This window comes from Candidatus Flexicrinis affinis (genome assembly GCA_016716525.1).
Lineage (GTDB): Bacteria > Chloroflexota > Anaerolineae > Aggregatilineales > Phototrophicaceae > Flexicrinis > Flexicrinis affinis.
This window is the reverse complement of record JADJWE010000002.1, coordinates 1-17,408: the sequence shown is the minus strand read 5'-3', so window position 1 is coordinate 17,408 and position 17,408 is coordinate 1. Positions and strand designations below refer to the sequence as shown.

13 protein-coding genes and 1 pseudogene are annotated in these 17,408 nt (G+C 61.1%); 7 read left to right on the top strand and 7 right to left on the bottom strand.

From position 1 onward, the window contains the following. Positions 1–29: 29 nt before the first annotated feature. The 4 genes and pseudogenes from IPM16_09195 to IPM16_09180 all read left to right on the top strand — a co-directional run bounded on the left by IPM16_09195 (position 30) and on the right by IPM16_09180 (position 5,447). Positions 30–1,001: a ribose-phosphate diphosphokinase gene (locus IPM16_09195; GenBank protein MBK9123282.1), complete on the top strand. Its 972-nt coding sequence runs from the start codon at positions 30–32 to the stop codon at positions 999–1,001. Between the two features lie 107 nt (positions 1,002–1,108). Further along, positions 1,109–2,275, top strand: a complete 1,167-nt coding sequence (locus IPM16_09190; protein MBK9123281.1) for a pilus assembly protein — start codon at positions 1,109–1,111, stop codon at positions 2,273–2,275. Between the two features lie 24 nt (positions 2,276–2,299). Beyond that, the gene (locus IPM16_09185) at positions 2,300–4,354 is read left to right on the top strand and encodes a Tad domain-containing protein (protein MBK9123280.1); all 2,055 of its coding nucleotides are present in this window, start codon (positions 2,300–2,302) and stop codon (positions 4,352–4,354) included. Between the two features lie 895 nt (positions 4,355–5,249). Further along, positions 5,250–5,447, top strand: a pseudogene (locus tag IPM16_09180) (pilus assembly protein). A gap of 2,237 nt (positions 5,448–7,684) precedes the next feature. On the opposite strand, the gene IPM16_09175 reads toward IPM16_09180, so the two are convergent. Continuing rightward, complete coding sequence (locus tag IPM16_09175; protein MBK9123279.1) at positions 7,685–8,533, bottom strand: DUF2085 domain-containing protein; 849 nt, start codon at positions 8,531–8,533, stop codon at positions 7,685–7,687. A 14-nt stretch (positions 8,534–8,547) separates the two neighbouring features. Then, a complete protein-coding gene (locus tag IPM16_09170) occupies positions 8,548–9,159 on the bottom strand; it encodes a TlpA family protein disulfide reductase (protein MBK9123278.1) in 612 nt (203 codons plus the stop codon). 17 nt (positions 9,160–9,176) lie between these two features. Here IPM16_09170 and IPM16_09165 point away from each other — a divergent pair, with 17 nt between their 5' ends. After that, the gene (locus tag IPM16_09165; protein MBK9123277.1) at positions 9,177–9,917 is read left to right on the top strand and encodes a GNAT family N-acetyltransferase; all 741 of its coding nucleotides are present in this window, start codon (positions 9,177–9,179) and stop codon (positions 9,915–9,917) included. A 45-nt stretch (positions 9,918–9,962) separates the two neighbouring features. Beyond that, positions 9,963–10,928, top strand: a complete 966-nt coding sequence (locus IPM16_09160; GenBank protein MBK9123276.1) for a GDP-L-fucose synthase — start codon at positions 9,963–9,965, stop codon at positions 10,926–10,928. 54 nt (positions 10,929–10,982) lie between these two features. On the opposite strand, the gene IPM16_09155 is transcribed toward IPM16_09160, so the two are convergent. Further along, positions 10,983–11,699, bottom strand: a complete 717-nt coding sequence (locus IPM16_09155; protein MBK9123275.1) for a hypothetical protein — start codon at positions 11,697–11,699, stop codon at positions 10,983–10,985. Positions 11,700–11,705: 6 nt separating this feature from the next. After that, positions 11,706–12,191: a GNAT family N-acetyltransferase gene (locus IPM16_09150; protein ID MBK9123274.1), complete on the bottom strand. Its 486-nt coding sequence runs from the start codon at positions 12,189–12,191 to the stop codon at positions 11,706–11,708. A gap of 164 nt (positions 12,192–12,355) precedes the next feature. On the opposite strand from IPM16_09150, the gene IPM16_09145 reads away from it, so the two are divergent. Further along, a complete protein-coding gene (locus tag IPM16_09145; protein ID MBK9123273.1) occupies positions 12,356–14,404 on the top strand; it encodes a DUF262 domain-containing protein in 2,049 nt (682 codons plus the stop codon). On the opposite strand, the gene IPM16_09140 is transcribed toward IPM16_09145, so the two are convergent. The 3 genes from IPM16_09140 to IPM16_09130 form a co-directional block, all read right to left on the bottom strand. Continuing rightward, on the bottom strand, positions 14,401–15,567 hold the full coding sequence (locus IPM16_09140; protein MBK9123272.1) for a glycosyltransferase family 4 protein: 1,167 nt from the start codon (positions 15,565–15,567) through the stop codon (positions 14,401–14,403). The two genes, IPM16_09145 and IPM16_09140, sit on opposite strands and share 4 nt — an antisense overlap. Further along, a complete protein-coding gene (der, locus tag IPM16_09135; GenBank protein ID MBK9123271.1) occupies positions 15,564–17,102 on the bottom strand; it encodes a ribosome biogenesis GTPase Der in 1,539 nt (512 codons plus the stop codon). The genes IPM16_09140 and der overlap by 4 nt, the downstream gene beginning before the upstream one ends. Before the next feature lie 108 nt (positions 17,103–17,210). Then, the coding region (locus tag IPM16_09130; protein ID MBK9123270.1) for a GNAT family N-acetyltransferase at positions 17,211–17,408 on the bottom strand (198 nt) is incomplete at its 5' end.

The following is a 17,408-nucleotide window of genomic DNA, read 5'->3' as shown; positions in this document are numbered from 1 at the left end:
CCGGCACGAAATACGATCCGGACCGTGACATGACCCGAGATAGCAAGTACCGCACGCCGTTCGGCGACCTAAAGGTGTTCTTTGGATCGTCTGCACAGCACTTAAAAGAGCCCATCTGCTCGCATGTCGGCGTGCCTGCGGGGAAGTACGAGCGCAAGACGTTCTCCAACGAGAATATCTTCATCCGGCTGAACGAGAGCGTCAGGGGACAGGACGTGTATATCGTTCAGTCGATGAGCTCACCCGTGCACGATAATTTCATGGAACTGCTCATCATGATCGATGCCGTCATGCGCGACAGCGCCGGCCGCATCAACGTCGTGATTCCTTACCTGACCTATGGCCGGTCGGACAAGAAGGATCAGCCCCGCGTTCCCATCACAGCGCGGCTTGTCGCAAACATGATCGAGACGGCCGGGGCCGACCGTTATATCACCGTCGACCTGCACGCCGGGCAGATTCAAGGGTTCTTCAACATACCCGGCGACGCCATCCGAGCTTTCTATCTCCTCAGCGACTACGTGCGCGACAAGCGCATCCCGGATTTGACTGTCGTGTCGGCGGACCTCGGCTATGCCAAGCCGGCACGCAACTGGGGCGAGGCGCTCAGTGCGCCGGTCGCTCTGGTGGAGAAGCGGCGCGTGGACAACGCCGAGCGTCCGGAAGTCATGTCGATCATCGGCTCGGTCGAGGGACGCAACGTGCTGCTTGTCGACGACGAGGTGAACACCGGCGGCAGCATCGTAAACGCGGTGAACATCTGCCGCGAGTACGGCGCGCGCGACGTGTATCTGGCGTTCACCCATGGGTTCATGACGAAATTGACCTACGACCGCCTGTCCAGCCTCGGCGTCAAGGAAATCATCTTAACGGATACGATTGACCAGCCCGTTGCCAAACGACTGCCCAACATGACCGTGCTGTCGGTCGGGCCACTGCTCGCCGAGGTCATGATGCGTGCCCACGAAGGGCGCAGCGTAGGCGAATTGTTTAACGAATAGCCAACATCAACAGCTTTGCACAAAACACTATCAATTTCCGCACAAGACTTGATGCGCCTGTGTGGTATTGTTCAGCGTAGAAGGCAGAGCGACCCCGGGACTTCGCTATGCGTGTATTACTGAAACGAATCGTTGAAATTCTGGATGGCACCCCCGCCGCCCAACCGCCTGATCGCCGCAAGGGTCAGAGCCTCGTCGAGATGGTGTTCATTACGCCCATCTTGCTCATCATGTTCATCGGTTTGATTGAGATTGGCTGGTTCGCCCAGAACTATCTCAATCTGGTCGAGGCTGCCAAGGTTGGCGCACGGCGCGGACCGTTCCTTGCGGGCGAGTTCTCGCCGCAGGAATGGCCGAACGCATCGAGCTTGCCGCCCACGGCGGCGTTTGGCTTCACGTTGAACCCCGGCGACGCCGGCTACGACGACGACCCGCGCATCATCTACCGCGGTATGGTCGGCGGGACGCAGACCTGCGACAACATCCTGCCCGGCGAGTTCGGGTTCTTCAACACCATCGCCTGTGCGGTGGTCGACTCGATGGACCCGCTTCGGCTGCGGCTTGGCAACAGCAAGGATGATGTCGTCATTTCGGCGTTTTCGGTGCAGTACGTCAAAGTCGGTTCGAACCCATCCGACGACATCGACCCCGATGATCACGGTAGTACTACCCCCTACGCCAACGGAAATCAGGTAGTCGTGGTGGGCCGATGGCCGTCCAACGCCAACGAATGTGTCGAGTGGGGCGAACGCGACCCCTTCGACTGGATCGAGAACGGTAGCGTCGATTGGGAGTACTGGACGGATCCGTTTGGCGGTCCTGACTTGCGTATCAACTACGAAATTGCGGTTTGGAACGACACGATCTCGGATTATGTGGGTTGGTTGGACTCCGGTACCGAGCGTGCGGTCGGCTGGTCGTGGACCGGCCAGCGCCAGATCGAGGACGTGAACCGCGCGCGGATTGACTGTTGGGGTTCCCAGTTCACGCTCGACCGCGTGCAAGACCTGCTCAACCTGCCGACTTTCATTCCGCCCGGCAGCACCGACGAGCAAGAGCGCAAGTCGTATTTCCCGAGCCTCGGTCTGGTGATTGTCGAAGTCTATTGGGAGCACTCGCTGCTGCTCGAGAACTTCCCGCTGCTTTCTGCCCAGTGGTCGCCAGTGTATCAAGTGATGGGCGGCGACGATCCAACATCGACAGCAGACGTGATCTACGCGTGGGCGGCGTTCCCGGTGCCCTCCGCAGAACCGCGTCTGGCGTTCAAACCGTAAGACGGAGACGAGAGGCCGTTGATTATGGGTAAGAGACTTCGAAATCTCCTGAGGCCGATCAGGCAGCCACAGAGCTCCGGTCAAGCGATTATCGTCTTGGCGCTGGGCTTCATTGGCTTGGTCGGTTTTGTCGGCATCGTAACGGACGTGTCGCTGCTGCTGGCCCGTTACAACACGCTCTCGCGCGCGGTGGACAGCGCCGCGATCTCGGCCGCCGGCCAAATGCGCTCCGACCGCAGTTTCGCGGAGGTAGGCCTCGCTGCGCGCATGATGCTCGAACTACACGGCATTCGTACCGACGACGTGCTCGTTGAGACGTGCGCCTCGACCAACGAGACCGATCCATTCCTGTGCAGTGAACAAAACCGCTTCCGCAAGCTCGTGCGGGTGGGCGCGAGCATTCAGTCGAACACGGTGTTCCTAAGCCTGCTCGGGGTGCAGGCGATCGAGCTGTCGGCGGTGTCAACGTCAGAGACGGCGGTGCTAGACATCGTGCTGGTACTGGACGTCTCCGAGTCGATGCTGCTTGACACCACGTACGAAGACTGGGCCAAGATCGGGCTGGGGCAGGTGTATGTGCCGCCCGCGATCGGTACCGGCTACGGCGGCAGCTCGGTCTTTTTACGCGAGCGTGCGGCAGGCCGATTTGAGGATACGGATGCCGGCGATTTGCTCTACGAAGATCTGTTCCAATATTGGGGTGAGGAACTGCTCGGAGCAGTGAACTCTTACCCACGAGTCTACCCTCACACTGTCAATCAACGACTCGACTACGTAGATGCAGGCGGCGGCACGGTGCCCAACGACGACCCGGGATTGGTCAACGCGAACTACCGCGTGACGTCGTTCGAATACCCCGGTTACGGCACCCAAACCCATCCCCGCGAAGCATGTCGGGTGCGTTTCTGGCCGTACTCGGTGAACATCCGTATCCCGCAGCACATCCGCGAAATCCCCGGCTTCGCCACTTACTGGGAAGGCAATCCGGCGGCGCAAACTGCGGACGTGACACAGACGATATTCTGGAACGGATTTGTCCCGACGTTTGATTTCTACGGATGCTGCAACGATCCTACGGCGGGCGGCCAAGTCGCCAGCGATTACACGTTGAGCAACCTTCCCGGAGATACCGTCGACTCGACGCGCGGCGACTTCAAGTTTAACGACCTGATCTGCCAGCCATTCAAGGAAGCACGCGACGCAACTCGCGCATTCCTCGACACAGTCGATTTCGAGCGCGGCGACCGCGTGGCATTTGTTACGTTCGATCGCGGCGCCTTCTTGATCGATCCGGACGGCGCCAACGGACGGATCGCGGCCGGCAACTCCGACGTGTGCCCGCGCGATCCGGAGCCAGACGGCGCTGGCCAAACGACGTGGACTCACATGTTGGCGTCCAAGTGTCGTGCAGTCCGCACGCTTGACCAGTTCGTCGGTGTACGCGCCGAACCGAACTTCTATGCGTGGAAGGAAAACGGCGGCGGTTGGGAGGCATTCGCCAAGGGGCGGCAAGACCAACGGCGATCCCTGCTGGTCGACTTCTATCACGAGCGCGATACGGGTGGATACGCTGCCGACGGAAGCGATTTCGCGATCAACGAATACCCTGTACGCGACTACTGCCCGATGCAGAACGGCGCTCTCTCGGGCTTCCTCAGCCTGTACTCGCTCTGGGACTGGAACATCTCTATCCCGCAGTACTTCGGTTTGTCCCGCCCCGGTCTCACTCGGATCATGAACCCGAGCTGGGTCGATACCGAGCAGAAGAGCTACGAGTTGTGGGCATCGTGCCGCGGCACGAACATTGGAGCGGGCCTGCGCGAAGGCAACAACGCGCTGCTTGACCCGCAAACCACCCGTCGTACCGGAACGGTGTGGGTCATGATCATGCTCTCTGATGGCGCGGCCGGCGCAAGCGACCCGGTGCGGCTCAACGGCCGCAAGGCGCTTGAGACAAACCCGTACTACGACTGGGCCGGGAACAGCCTTCCGTGGCAAGACTACGCAGGCGTATCGGGGCTGCTGCGTTGGACGGGCGGGCGAGTACGGCGCGTTTGGCCTGTGCCCGCTCGGTTTTGATGGCAACCCATCGCAGCTCACCCGCACTCGTGCAATCATCGAGTTCCCGTTCTGTTCGGACGAACAGCCGCATACGCGCCACTTCTGTGAACCGCCGTTTGGCGACGAGAACAACGTCGGCAAGAACTGCACCGGGGCCAGCACGTACGCATACGGATTTGCCCCCGGCAGCTACGATCAGGACTACGACTGCGCGATCGACTTCGATGACAACCTGATACTGGGACGTGTCTACGATGTCGATGTCGGCAACTACTATAGTGAGACTGCAGCGACCTGTGACCCGTTCTACGATGTCGACGACTACGCACGCGACTGGGCCGACTACGTCAGCCTCTCGCGCACGGGCGCCGGTGACGAGCAGCTTCCGACGATCTTTACGATCGGGTTCGGCCTCAACTTCCGTCGTGTGAACTCGATCGGTACGATCGACCCGACGGAAGACCCGGCCAATCCCGCGTATGTCCCGCACTCGGCGGAATACAACGTCGCGGACTTCCTCGGGGAAGAACTGCTGCGGTACATCGCGGACGTGGGCGACAACTTCCAGATCGACACCGACTATCAGCAGGACTTGAAGCAGGACCGTACGCTGGATGGCGTTCTCGCGCCGCCGGATCGATTCGGCGACCGTGGTCCCTGCGAAGAAGAGCTGCCGCCGGGATCGCCGTCTTACACGTCCGGCGACGCCGCGGCACGCATGGGCAACGGCTACTCGACCCGAGACGGTGGCAACGGCACGATGGTGCGTCCGCTTCCGCCGCGCCAGGACTGCGGCAATTACTACAACGCACCGGATCAGGGGCGCCTGCAGTTGGTGTTCGATGACATTGCATCGCGTATGTTTACGCGCCTCGCACCGTAGCCAGCGGCAGCGTGCGAGAAGGAGATGACCATGAGATTCTTCAGACGCAAGCCATCACAGCCGTCCGGATCGCCGGCCCGGCCCGGCCAAGCCCTCGCGGAGTTCGCGCTCACGCTGCCGATCCTGCTGCTGTTCGTCTTCGGTATCATCGAGTTTGCGCGTATCTTCCAGACGTGGGTGGTGCTGCAGAGCGCGGCGCGTGCCGGTGCCCGTGCGGCCAGTGTCGGCCGCATCGACTACAACATCTTCGACGTCACCATCCCTGTTGGTGCGGCACAGGATCTCACGGTGCAGAATGCCGTCGTGCCCTGCGTTGAGGGCGACGAGCGTGGCACGAAGGTGACTGACGCGGCGACGAGCGTTCAGTATTACAACGGCACCGAGGGCTTCTTCGCCACGGTGTACGATGGCATGAACTGCGACCCGGACAACGAAGATCATCAGCAGCTCCGGCGCGACATCCTGCGTGTGTTTACGGTCATGCACGAGGTGCGTGAGGTTGCGGGTACGCTGTCGATCTTCCAGGATGCCAACAACTTTAACTGGGGCGACATTGAGCCCAACGAGGCCTTCGACTACTTCAAGCGCTACTGGATGCGTCCGTATTCTGGGGCCGTCGACTACGATGGACCGGGGTGGTTCTCGATCGAGATGTGCAGCACGCGGCCTCCGCTCGACGGTGGGGTGGACACGCGCTTTGCGACGCTGCGTAATCAGTCCGATGTCGGGTTGTTCACCACGCCGCTCGGCGCGAACCCGTACAGCTATCCGCTTCCTTTCTGTATGCTGCGTGAAAGCCCGCAGCCCGATGGTCTCACGGGAGCTATCGACCCCGGGTCGTTGGATAATGTCGGCCATCGCTGGTTCGACGTTGGCGGCCCGGGCGATCGCGTAACGGTGTTCGTCAAGCTCAACCATCCGCTCATCACGCCGCTCAATCTGTCGCAGTATCTAGCGCTCGAATCGCGGCGTTCATCGGTGAATGAGTCGTTCCGTGCTCCGAAGGCTGTCGGCGCGTTCCAGCGCAGCATCCCGCCCGGCCGCGACGACGATCCGACCGCAATGCCGAGCCTGACACCGACAGACACGCTCACACCTACGAATACGCTCACTGCTACGGCATCACCGACCGCGACAGCAACGTCGACACCGCCAGCGTTTAGCTGCGCAAGCATCCGCGTGATCTGGTCGGACAGCCCGTTCATCGGCTCGAACCTGTTCATGACGGTGCAGAACAGCAACTTGCAGCCAACGGAGCTGCAGCGTATTCGCCTGACGTGGAACCCGAAGGGCACGTGGCCCAATATGTTCGCGCGCGCGTTTGCGCTGAACAACGAGGTGCATTGGCTGGGCAACGCGCCCGCAAGCACAATGCAGAGTCTGGTTGACACTCGAACCGACCCGACCTTCTACGACGGGTTGGGCGGTCGGCCGAACTCGTTCCGCTTTGTCTCGGGACAGGGGAGCGCGAACTGGAGCGCGACCTTCCAGAACGGCCCGTCGAACCTCGCGTCCGACTTTGCCTTGACCGACTTCGGCGCCGAGTTCGAGTTCTCGAACCCCGAAGGGTCGCCGTGTATCATCCTGCTCGACATCAGCAACCTGCCGACCCCGTCGCCGACGGTTTCCCCGTCGCCGGGGCCGTCGCCCACGCCCGAGCCAAACTGCGCGGACGCTCTCGACGTCGCTCAGCCGACGTTTGGCGGGTTCAGCAGCTTCGACGGCACCGTCAACTTCGTCGTGCGCAACAACAGCGTTCTGCCGATCTACGTGCTCGGGTTCAATCTGGTTTGGCCTGACGCCGATCATCCTCGAGTTGACGCTACCGATGGCGATTACTATCTGACGCGCGTCGACGTGGGGGGCTTCAGCGTAGATCATCAGGACGGCGTCATGGTGTGGCAGTCGACTGGCGCGCCGCAGGATCAGACCGGCAACACACGGGTTGATCGGCCGTTGACGATTGCAACGCGGAGCAACGACGCGTCAGAAGGCACATGGTTGACCAATGGCGTCTTGCGGCCGGGTGACAACAGCATCTGGCTCGACTTCGACGGTTTCGGCGGCAGCTTGACGCAGTTCGATGTCGCGTCGCATCACTTCGATGAGACTCAGTACTTCATCGGCTGCGACGAACCGGGCAGCGGCACAGGTGGTCCGGGGACGGTCCCGACCGGCAGCATCCAGATCCTGCTGCCGACGCCGACCATCACCAACACGCGCCGGCCGACTAACACGCCTGCGCCGACGTTGACCCCGTCGCCGCGCACGCCGACGGCTACGCGTACGCCGACGCGCACATCACTGCCGACGAACACGCCAACGCGCTGCCGGCTACTGCCACACCGACAAAGACTCCTATCGGTGGCATCACGCCGACGCAGAGCAGCGGTAGCGAATAGCACGCCGGAATGCACAGAAATCGAAACGGGCGCCGAGAGATCGGCGCCCGTTTTATTTGTCCGTTAGTCCGTTGGACTGATGCGCTTGGCGAGTTTCATCTCGATGGCCTCGCGCGTCTCCTGCATCGAGAGGTCGATGTTGGGATAGCCGAGCCAGCCGGTGGCCAGTCCGAACACGAACCCGGTGACGACCCGGAACGCCGGGAGCGTCTCACGCGCGGGCCAGAACGAAAATGGCGCGTAGCCGAACATCTGGCTGAAGCCATCCAGCCCGATGGGCACAAGGCCGATGACAATATACATCCAGATCGGCAGCGGACGAATCTTACGGCGGACGCGCGGAATGGCGAAGATCAGCGCGGCGGCGCCGAGGCCGGCATAGATCGACAGATCGCGTTCGCACACCGCGGTCTTGTAGCCGAACTGCTCATTTCCGATGAACGACGACGAGGCCAACTGCAAGCGGGCGAAGTTCGCCGCGCTCTCGGTGTCGAATGGTGTCACGTCGTCAGGAATGTCGATGGCGGCGTACGCGCCGTTGAGCCAAATGCCGTCGAGTTCCGGCAGTGCGCGTATGCCAAACGGCGGCGTCGGCAGCAGACCGGCGCGCATGATCCCGGGCAGCGGGCTGACACCCGCCATGTCCTCAAACGGGACATAGCCGGAGTTGGCGCCGGCCAACGGGTACGCGGCTTGATCGCCAAACAGGAAGAACGACCGGAACGCAAACCGATGGCACATCGGCTGATACATCTGATAAATGGCCGAGGCCGGCCCGGTTGCGCCGAGCTTCATCAGCACGGGCGCGAGCCACGGCAGCGTGGCCCAGATCAGCCAAAAGGCGATTGCGGCGCGCAACCAGTGTTTCGTGATACCCAGCAGCCAAAGATTCGTGCGTAAACGCCAGCTCACAGATTGGGTCCTCATCAATCCGCCATTGCGACGAGACGGCTCACTATTCGTTCGAGTTCGGCAAGGTCGACCGGCCCGAAGTAGATTGCCTCGATACGGCCGCCCGGCGCAACGATAAACGTCGTCGGCTGGCCGCGCAAGCGGTAATCGCGTGACGCCGTGCCGTCCGGGTCGAGCACCAGCTCGAACGTCAGGCCGAAGCGGTCGCGCCAGGCGGTGACCGCGCTGCGCTGCTCGCCGGCGTTGACACCCAGCACGGTGACCCGGCCGGCGTAGCGTTCTGCCAGCGCCTGCAAGGCCGGCATCTCGACTTCGCACGGCACGCACCACGTCGCCCACGAGTTCAGCACGACGACCTGATCGGAATACTCGGCAAGGTCGACGACGGCACCGTCCAGATTGTGCAGGCGCAGCGGCGGGGCGAGCGCGCCGATCACCGGCGCGACGATCCGGCCGTCGTCCAGCACGTACAGCGGATCGGTCTTGGCGAGGTCGGGCAGCCCTGCCGTTAGCACGATCACGAGCGACGCTGCCGCACACGCGATGCCGGCCGTCAGCGCAATCCACCGGGGCAGTGTGCCGGGGTGTGCTGTAGAATGTGCCGGATGAGGACTGGGTTCGTTCACGCGCGGGTGCAGGGATCATGTCGATAAGCGAATACGAGGAGTATACCTGTCTGACGTGGCCGGCGTTAGAGACGGTCCCGTACGATGGATGGCTGCTGCGGTTCAGCGGCGGCGTGACCAACCGCTCGAACGCCGTCTACCCGTTGTATCACTCGACGTACGATCTCGAACGCAAGTTGGACTACTGCGTCAGTGCGTACCGCGAACGCGGCCTGCGCGCCGTGTACCGGATCACGAACGGCATCCATCCGCCCGGATTGGACGCCCGCCTCGCCGCCGAAGGGTACGAGGCTTACGAGAACTCGATCGTCATGCTAAGAGGCGGCGACGCTCCTGACGAGCGGCCACGCCACGATGTTGCGATCGAATCGGAGATGACCGATACATGGCTGGAATCCTACCTGACGTTCCAACCAAGGTGGTCGGCTCAGCGCGAGACGTTCGCTGCGATGATGCGCTCGACGGTCGGCCAGCGCATCTACGCGTCAGTCGAGGTGAACGGCCGGATCGCCGCGGTCGGAACTTTATCGCGCAGCCGCCACGCTGCCGCCGTGTACAACATGGCGACCGATCCGGCGCTGCGCAGGCAAGGGTTGGGGACATCAGTCCTGAGCGCGCTGATCGGTCAAGCATCTCAGTCGCGAGTGCGTGCGCTGTTTCTGCACGTCAGCGCAGAGAACGAGACCGCCGTGCGACTGTACAGCCGAGCCGGATTCACCGAATCGTACCGCTATTGTTACCGGGCCGCGCCGGCGTGATCGGCTACAATGACGTCGAAAGTTGTCGGTAGGGAGTGCCTCGTCATGACAAATGCTGCATTCGACTGGTCCAGCCAGACGGTCATCGTTACCGGCGGTTCCGGCTTTCTGGGAACGCACTTGGTGGAGGAACTGCGCCGGCGCGGGGTAGCGGATGTTATCGTGCCGCGCAGCAAGGACTACGATCTGCGCACGCCGGAGGCCGTCGAGCGCCTCTACAGCGACAACCCCAACGCGACGATGGTCATCCACTTGGCCGCGACGGTCGGCGGCATCGGGGCGAACCGCAGCCACCCGGCCACGTTCTTCTACGACAACCTGATGATGGGCACGCTGACGCTCGATCTGGCCTATCGACACGGCATTCCGCGCTACGTCGGGATCGGCACGATTTGCGCCTATCCCAAGATCACGCCGACACCCTTCCATGAGGACGATCTGTGGAACGGTTACCCGGAAGAGACCAACGCACCGTACGGAATTGCCAAGCGCGCGCTCCTGATTCAGAGCCAGACGTACCGGCAGGAATTCGGCTTCAGCGCGATTCACGTGATGCCGACGAACCTTTACGGCCCGGGTGACAACTTCGACCTCGAGACATCGCATGTGATCCCTGCGCTGATCCGTAAGATGAGCGAGGCCAAGCGCGAAGGCCGTCCAACGGTCACGCTGTGGGGCGATGGCACGCCGACCCGCGAGTTCGTGTACGTCAAGGACGCGGCACGCGGGATTGCGCTTGCGGCCGCACACTACGACTCGCCCGAGCCAGTCAACATCGGCAGCGGCGTTGAGATCAGCATTCGTGCGCTGGCGGAGAAGATACAGGCGTTTGTCGGCTTTGACGGCGAGATCGTGTGGGACACGACCAAGCCGAACGGTCAGCCGCGCCGCAACGTCGATGTCACGCGCGCTCGAGAAGCGTTCGGCTTCTCTGCCTCGACCAGCTTTGACGACGGCCTCCGCGAGACGGTCGCGTGGTATAACGCGGAGATCGCCGCGCTGCCAACGTAAGGGCAGAGATGGAACTGCCGCCTGCTGTGCGCCGAGTGCGGGCCAGCATTGTCGCTAGTCCACTGCGCTGAACACGGGCGACGACGCGTCGACCACTGCGGTCTTGCGATTTCCCGGCGCGTACCGATCCAGCAGCGAATTCAGATCGTGGAGGGCCGCGTCGACATCGGCGCGTCCCGCATCGTGATGCGCCTCGACGGTAATCAGAATGCGCGTCGTGTCGGCGCGTGCGGCGCTGGCCGCGCTCTGCCGCCAGCACCAGCGCCGGGCCGAGGCCGTGCCGGCGTCGTCGACGAACACGACCTCGCCGGGGGAGGGGTGTTCCACCTGCTGTGCTTCAAGCGGCATGAACGACTCGCTGCCACTCGCGAATGCAACGCGCGTCCCGCCCGAAACGCCACGCATGTCGAACACGGCGACCGGCAGTGCGTAACGGATGCTGACGAGGTTGCCGATGTCGACAAGCGTGTTGATCGACGGGAGGTCGCCCTTCTTGGTCAGCCGTCGCAGCAGCGACTCGGCCGCGCTGCGATAGCCGGTCGGATCGACGCCGAACGTTCGGAAAGCGCCGCGCCAAGCCGAAAGCGCCGGGACTTCGCTGAGCGGCGTGTCTCCGATGCGCGCAATGACGGCACGCTGCTCTTCGAGGTACTGGTCGAGCAGGTCGGACGGCGTCGGACCATTCGAGACCGCCGGCACATAGATGACTCCGCCGACCACGTTCGGGAATGTCGTGACGATTTCGGGTGCGTATTGGAAGAGAGTCGGCATGATCGCTTACCTCGCGACGCGTGTATAGACGATGAACTTCATTCCCGATCCAGTGGCCGTGAAACGGCTCGCTGGCCGAAACCCGTTCTTCTCCCAGACGCGCTGAGCCCGCAGGTTGAATGCCGCGATCGTCACGCGCAGCGCCGGCGGCGAGAAGGTGCGCTCAGCGAAGCCGACAACCGATCGCACGATGCCGGTTCCGAGACCCTTGCCGGTCATGCCGGGCGCGACTCCGAGACCGATGTCCAGTGCCTCGTCGTGGTAGTCACCCCCGTCGACCTGTCCGTCGAGGCCAAAGCTTGCGATTGCGATCGGCACGCCGTACATCTCGATTTGGCGGAAGGCACTCTCGCCTGAAAAGTACGTGGCGATGACCTCCGCCTCGCGGGCCGCCGACACATACGCGTTGTACACGTCATAAGGCGGTTCGTACCGCCATGTCAGGCTCTCCGCCACGAATGCGCGAGTCAGCGGGCGAAACGCAAATCTCACGTGCGGGACTTCTTCTTCGCCAATTGGGCGCGGTAAAGTGCCGACAGGTCTGACGACTGTGGATTATCGTCCCGGGCACAGCACATGCAGTAAGGTCGAGTCATGCTACTTTGACGGCGGTAACAACATGCAATAAACTATGTGTGGATCGAATAGGAGTATACATGGAAGTCTACACGCGAAACATTGGGCATGTGTTTCTGAATGGCGGCAACATCCACTATGCCATGCCACACTTCCAGCGCCCATATGCTTGGGATGAGCAGAACTGGCAAGCACTGCTGAATGACGTGTTTGATGTGTACGCGGCAAGTCGTGACGGCACCATACATGAACACTTTATGGGCGCACTTGTTGTGGTTAATGAGGGTACGTATCGGATGATACAGACCTACAAACTTGTTGACGGTCAGCAGCGCCTGACGACAATCTCGTTGCTGCTCCGTGCCTTCCTCGATCTAACTATGGATTTTGAACCGGACCTAAGCCACGAGATTGAGTCGCTCCTTGTTAACAGGCGACAGGAGAGCAGTTTCCGCTACAAGCTACTTCCTACTCTGAAACGGGATGATCGGCGTGTTTACCAGGCCGTAATTGACGGTTTGCCGACTGGTGAAACAGAGTCTCTGATTGATGATGCCGTTGCTACTATTCGCGACGAGCTACAGAAACGTATTCAGGCAATCGGTGATCAGTTCGATCTTGAGCGGATGTATAACGTGATTACCGCTGGATTGTATGTCGTCTTCATCGAAATTAAGCAGAACGAGCGTCCATACGAAATCTTTGAGAGCCTAAACGCAAAGGGCAAGGCGCTAACTCAGACAGATCTCGTTCGGAACTACATTGCAATGCGGCTTCCCCTGAATGATCAGGAACGGATGTTCGACCAACATTGGTCATTTATCGATAATCTCCTAGACGACGAAAGAACAGTAGCACGCATCGGGGAAATGACAGCATTTCTTCGCCACTACTTGGCGATGAGAACGGGCCAGTTGTTCAATGAGGACGCGATTTACCAACGGTTTCGTGAGCGCATGGAGCGCGAGTTCAAACACATTGACGACTTTGTTGGTGAGCTTTCGACGCTTCGCGCGTTTGCCGAAATCTATGACCGACTCTTGCGTCCAGAAAGGGAACCCAATCCTGCGCTAAGACGGGCTCTTGAGCGTCTCAACCTATTCGAAAGTTCAACGGCGTATCCAGTCCTGCTCTACTTGTTTGACGCGTATCAAAGCAACCAGATATCGGAATCCGATCTGCTCGGAGGACTGGACGTCCTCGAGAATTACTTGGTAAGGCGTGCTTTGGTGGGTGAAACCACTTATGCAAACCGAATGTTCCCGGCGTTGATTCGGGAGATTGACCTCGATGAACTCACGGAGAACCTACGCAAGCTACTCGCACGCCGACGCTACATACCTGACACTCGACTCAGAGAGACGATAATGACACGGCGTCTTTACAGTCTTAGCAGTCGTGACCGTATTCGATTCCTCCTTGAGGAAGTGAATCGGAGACTATCAGAAGGAACAGGTGGATACACTGTACTTGAGGGAAACGCAACGATAGAACACATTATGCCCCAGACGCTTTCGACGGCATGGCGTGAGGCTCTGGGACCGGATGCAGAGAGAATTCAGGCCGCCTACGTCCATACTCTGGGGAATTTGACGCTTGTGAACCAGAGTTGGAATAGTTCCTTGTCCAACTCCGGTTTCACAGACAAGCTGCAGAAGCTTCGGCAGAATGCGCTACGGCTGAACCAAGTGTATTTTGGGTCACATGGTAATCAGTGGAGCGAAGATGCCATTAGAGCGCGTGCGGAATGGCTTATCGAGAAAATCCTTGGACTCTGGCCATCGTTTGTCGACACCATCGCGTCAACAGAGACCGAGTCTTTCAAGTACACGTCTCCAACTGCACTGTTGGTAAACAGTGAAAGCATTGACGTGAGTTCATGGCGCGACGTAACGCGATTCATGGCTAGACTGGCATGGGACAAGCGCGGCAACTTTGAACGTCTTGCAAACCTAACCACTAACGTTGCTAGATATGTTGAAGGAAAGTACTGGTTTCACCTAGACGAAGGATGGGCGGTTTACGTCAACCTTGACGCAAACTCCCACATGAGCCTATGTCGGGAGCTAGGTAACGCTGCGGGACTAAATGAAGGCGTTGACTGGTGGGTTGAATTCGAGCGCTACTAGCGAGTAGTCCGCTTCTTCGCCAATTGGGCGCGGTAGAGCGCGGACAGATCGCTCACCAGCCGGTCAATGGCGTACTGCGACAGAACCGCCCGACGTCCCGGCTCGGGATCAGGCGGATTGTCGAGCGTTTCGAGGATGGATTCGGCCAGCGCATGCGGGTTCCCGCTTGAGACGAGCTTTCCCAGCCGGCCGCCTTCGAGCAGGTCCGGAACTCCGCCGACATGGGTCGCCACGACCGGGCATCCGGCTGCGAGGGCCTCGATGACCGTCACCGGCGTGCCTTCGCTGATGCTGCTGAGCGCGAAGACATCGAGGTCGGCATAGGCGTTGGCCATGTCGTTGATCCAACCCGTGACCGTCACGACCTCGCGCAGTCCGAGCGAATCGATCTTCTGCTCAAGATCCGCGCGCAGCTCGCCGTCGCCGATAATGACGAACCGCACGTCGGGGCGCCGCGCGTGAATCTGTGCGGCGGCGTCGAGAAACAGCGCGTGATTCTTGATCGGCACCATGCGCCCGGCGATCCCCACCAACGGCACCCCGGCAGGAACGCCGATCTGTGCGCGAAATGTTCCGGTCTTGCGAGGCACGGCGGCAATCGGCGCGAGGTCAAGCCCTAGCGGAAGCACGGTGATGCGCTCGGCGCGTGCGATGCGGAACTTCTCGGCAAGATCGCGACGCAGGCTCTGTGTGAGCGTCAGCACGACGTCGGTGATGCGCGCCGTCGCTTGTTCGAGGGAGAGGAAGAAACGCGTCTTCAGCGAGCCGAAGTAGCCCTCGAACACATGGCCGTGGAAGGTGTGGACGATCACGGGTACGCCGGCGAATCGGGCCGCCCACCGGCCGACAAATCCGGCCTTGGCGGTGTGGGTGTGGACGACATCCGGCTTCAGTTTGCGCAGAAGCTGCGTGAGTTCCCACAGCGTGCGAATGTCGCGCAGCGGGTGCAGCTCGCGCCCAAGCGCCTCGACCATCAGAGGTGTTACGCCGTGCTGCGCGGCGTAATACGACATGTCGCCTTCTTCATCGCCGATCGAGCCGACAACCAGCGTACTCTCGAACGTCTCGTCGTTCATCAACGCGGTGAGCAGCGACACATGGATCGCCGGACCTCCAATGTTGAGGCGCGAGATGATGCGGACGATGCGAATGCGCTCGCTCAATCGTCGCCCTCGTCCACGTAGTAGCCGTCTGCGTCGACGTTGTCGTCGCGGGCGCCGGCGTCGAAGTCGAGGTATTCGACGTCCTGCACGTCCTCGATCGCATCGTCCAAGTCATCCGCGATGCCGTCGTCGCGTGCCGTGGTCACCTGCACGCCGTCCTTTTTGGTCGTGCTGGTGGATGACCGGAAGCTCATGCGAATCGGCGTGCCTTCAAAGGGATGCGCCTCGCGGATACGGTTCTCGAGGAATCGCTTATAGGTGAAGTGGATCAGTCGCCGGTCGTTGACGTGAAAGAGGATGACCGGCGGCGCAGTTCGCACCTGAGAACCAAAGTACAGGCGTAAGCGGCGCGTCCCGCGAAGCGGGGGCGGATGCCGGCGAACGGCGTCGCGCATGATGCGATTAAGCTCGCTGGTCGGGATGCGGAAGTGCCGCGCCTCGAATACCCGGTTGGCGGTCTCCAACACTTGGTGAATTCGCTGCCCGGTGAGCGCGCTGATGAACACAAGCGGCGCGTACGGGACGAAATGCAGGCGTTCCCGCACCGTCTTGGTGAACTCGACCAGTGTGTTCGAGTCCTTTTCGAGCGTGTCCCACTTGTTGACGACGAGGACGAGCGACTTGTATTCCTCGATCACGTAGCCGGCGATGTGCTCGTCCTGCTCGGTGACGCCAAGTTCGGCGTCGATGACCAACAGGGCGACATCGGCGCGCTCGATGGCGTTCATGGCGCGGATAACGCTGAACTGCTCGACTCCGCGCTCGATCCTGCCGCGGCGGCGAATCCCGGCCGTGTCGATGAGCGTGACGCGCTGACCGTGCCACGTGATATCGGTATCGATGGCGTCGCGGGTCGTACCGGCGACCGGGCTGACGATCACGCGTTCTTCGCCGATGAGCTTATTGATCAGTGTCGACTTGCCGGCGTTGGGACGGCCAACCACCGCGATCTTGAGATGATCTTCGTCGGCCGCCTCGGTGTCTTGCCAATCGCCGGGGCCGAGCGCCTCGACCACCGCGTCGAGCAGGTCGCCAACGCCGACGCCATGAACGGCGCTGCAAGGCACGACTTCGCCTAGCCCGAGCGAGTAGAACTCGACCGCGTCGTCGTTGATACCGAGGTCGTCGGCCTTGTTGGCCGCGATCACGATGGGCTTGCTGCTGCGCCGAAGGATTTCGGCGATTTCCTCGTCGGCCGCTGTGATCCCGTGGCGGATGTCGACCACCAGAACAATGATGTCGGCCTGCTCGATGGCGATTAGGGCCTGATCGCGGATCAACGGCACGAATTCCGCGCTGCCTTCCGAGAGCGGGTTTTCGTCACGCGTGCCTTTCGGCTGATACACCTCGATACCGCCCGTATCGACGATACGGAACTGCACGCCGTTCCAGAAGGTCTCGCCGTGCAGGCGGTCGCGCGTGGTACCGGGAATCGGATTTGTCACCGCCAGACGTTCGCCGGCGAGACGGTTGAACAGCGTCGATTTGCCGACGTTGGGACGTCCGACAAGGGCAAGCAGGGGTTTTCTAGGCATAGTGGTTGTGGTCGGCAGTCTACGAACTAGGCTCGGCGAGTGCCGGAGATCGTGTGTCGGTCAATCGGCCATTGTAACAGAACGCACGAACCGCCGTCAGGGCGACTGCTACAGCGTCATTTCCAGTTCGATTTCGTCGCGCAGCGGGATGCCATCCATCCCGATAATCGGGATCTGCGGCTTCAGCCGGCGCGACTCGTTGAGCGCGTCGCGGTGTACCGCGACCAGATGCCACCCGCGCTTCTGATAGAAACGCAGCGCGTCGAGGTTATCGTTGGTGGTGATCAGCCAGAGGCGGTGAATGCC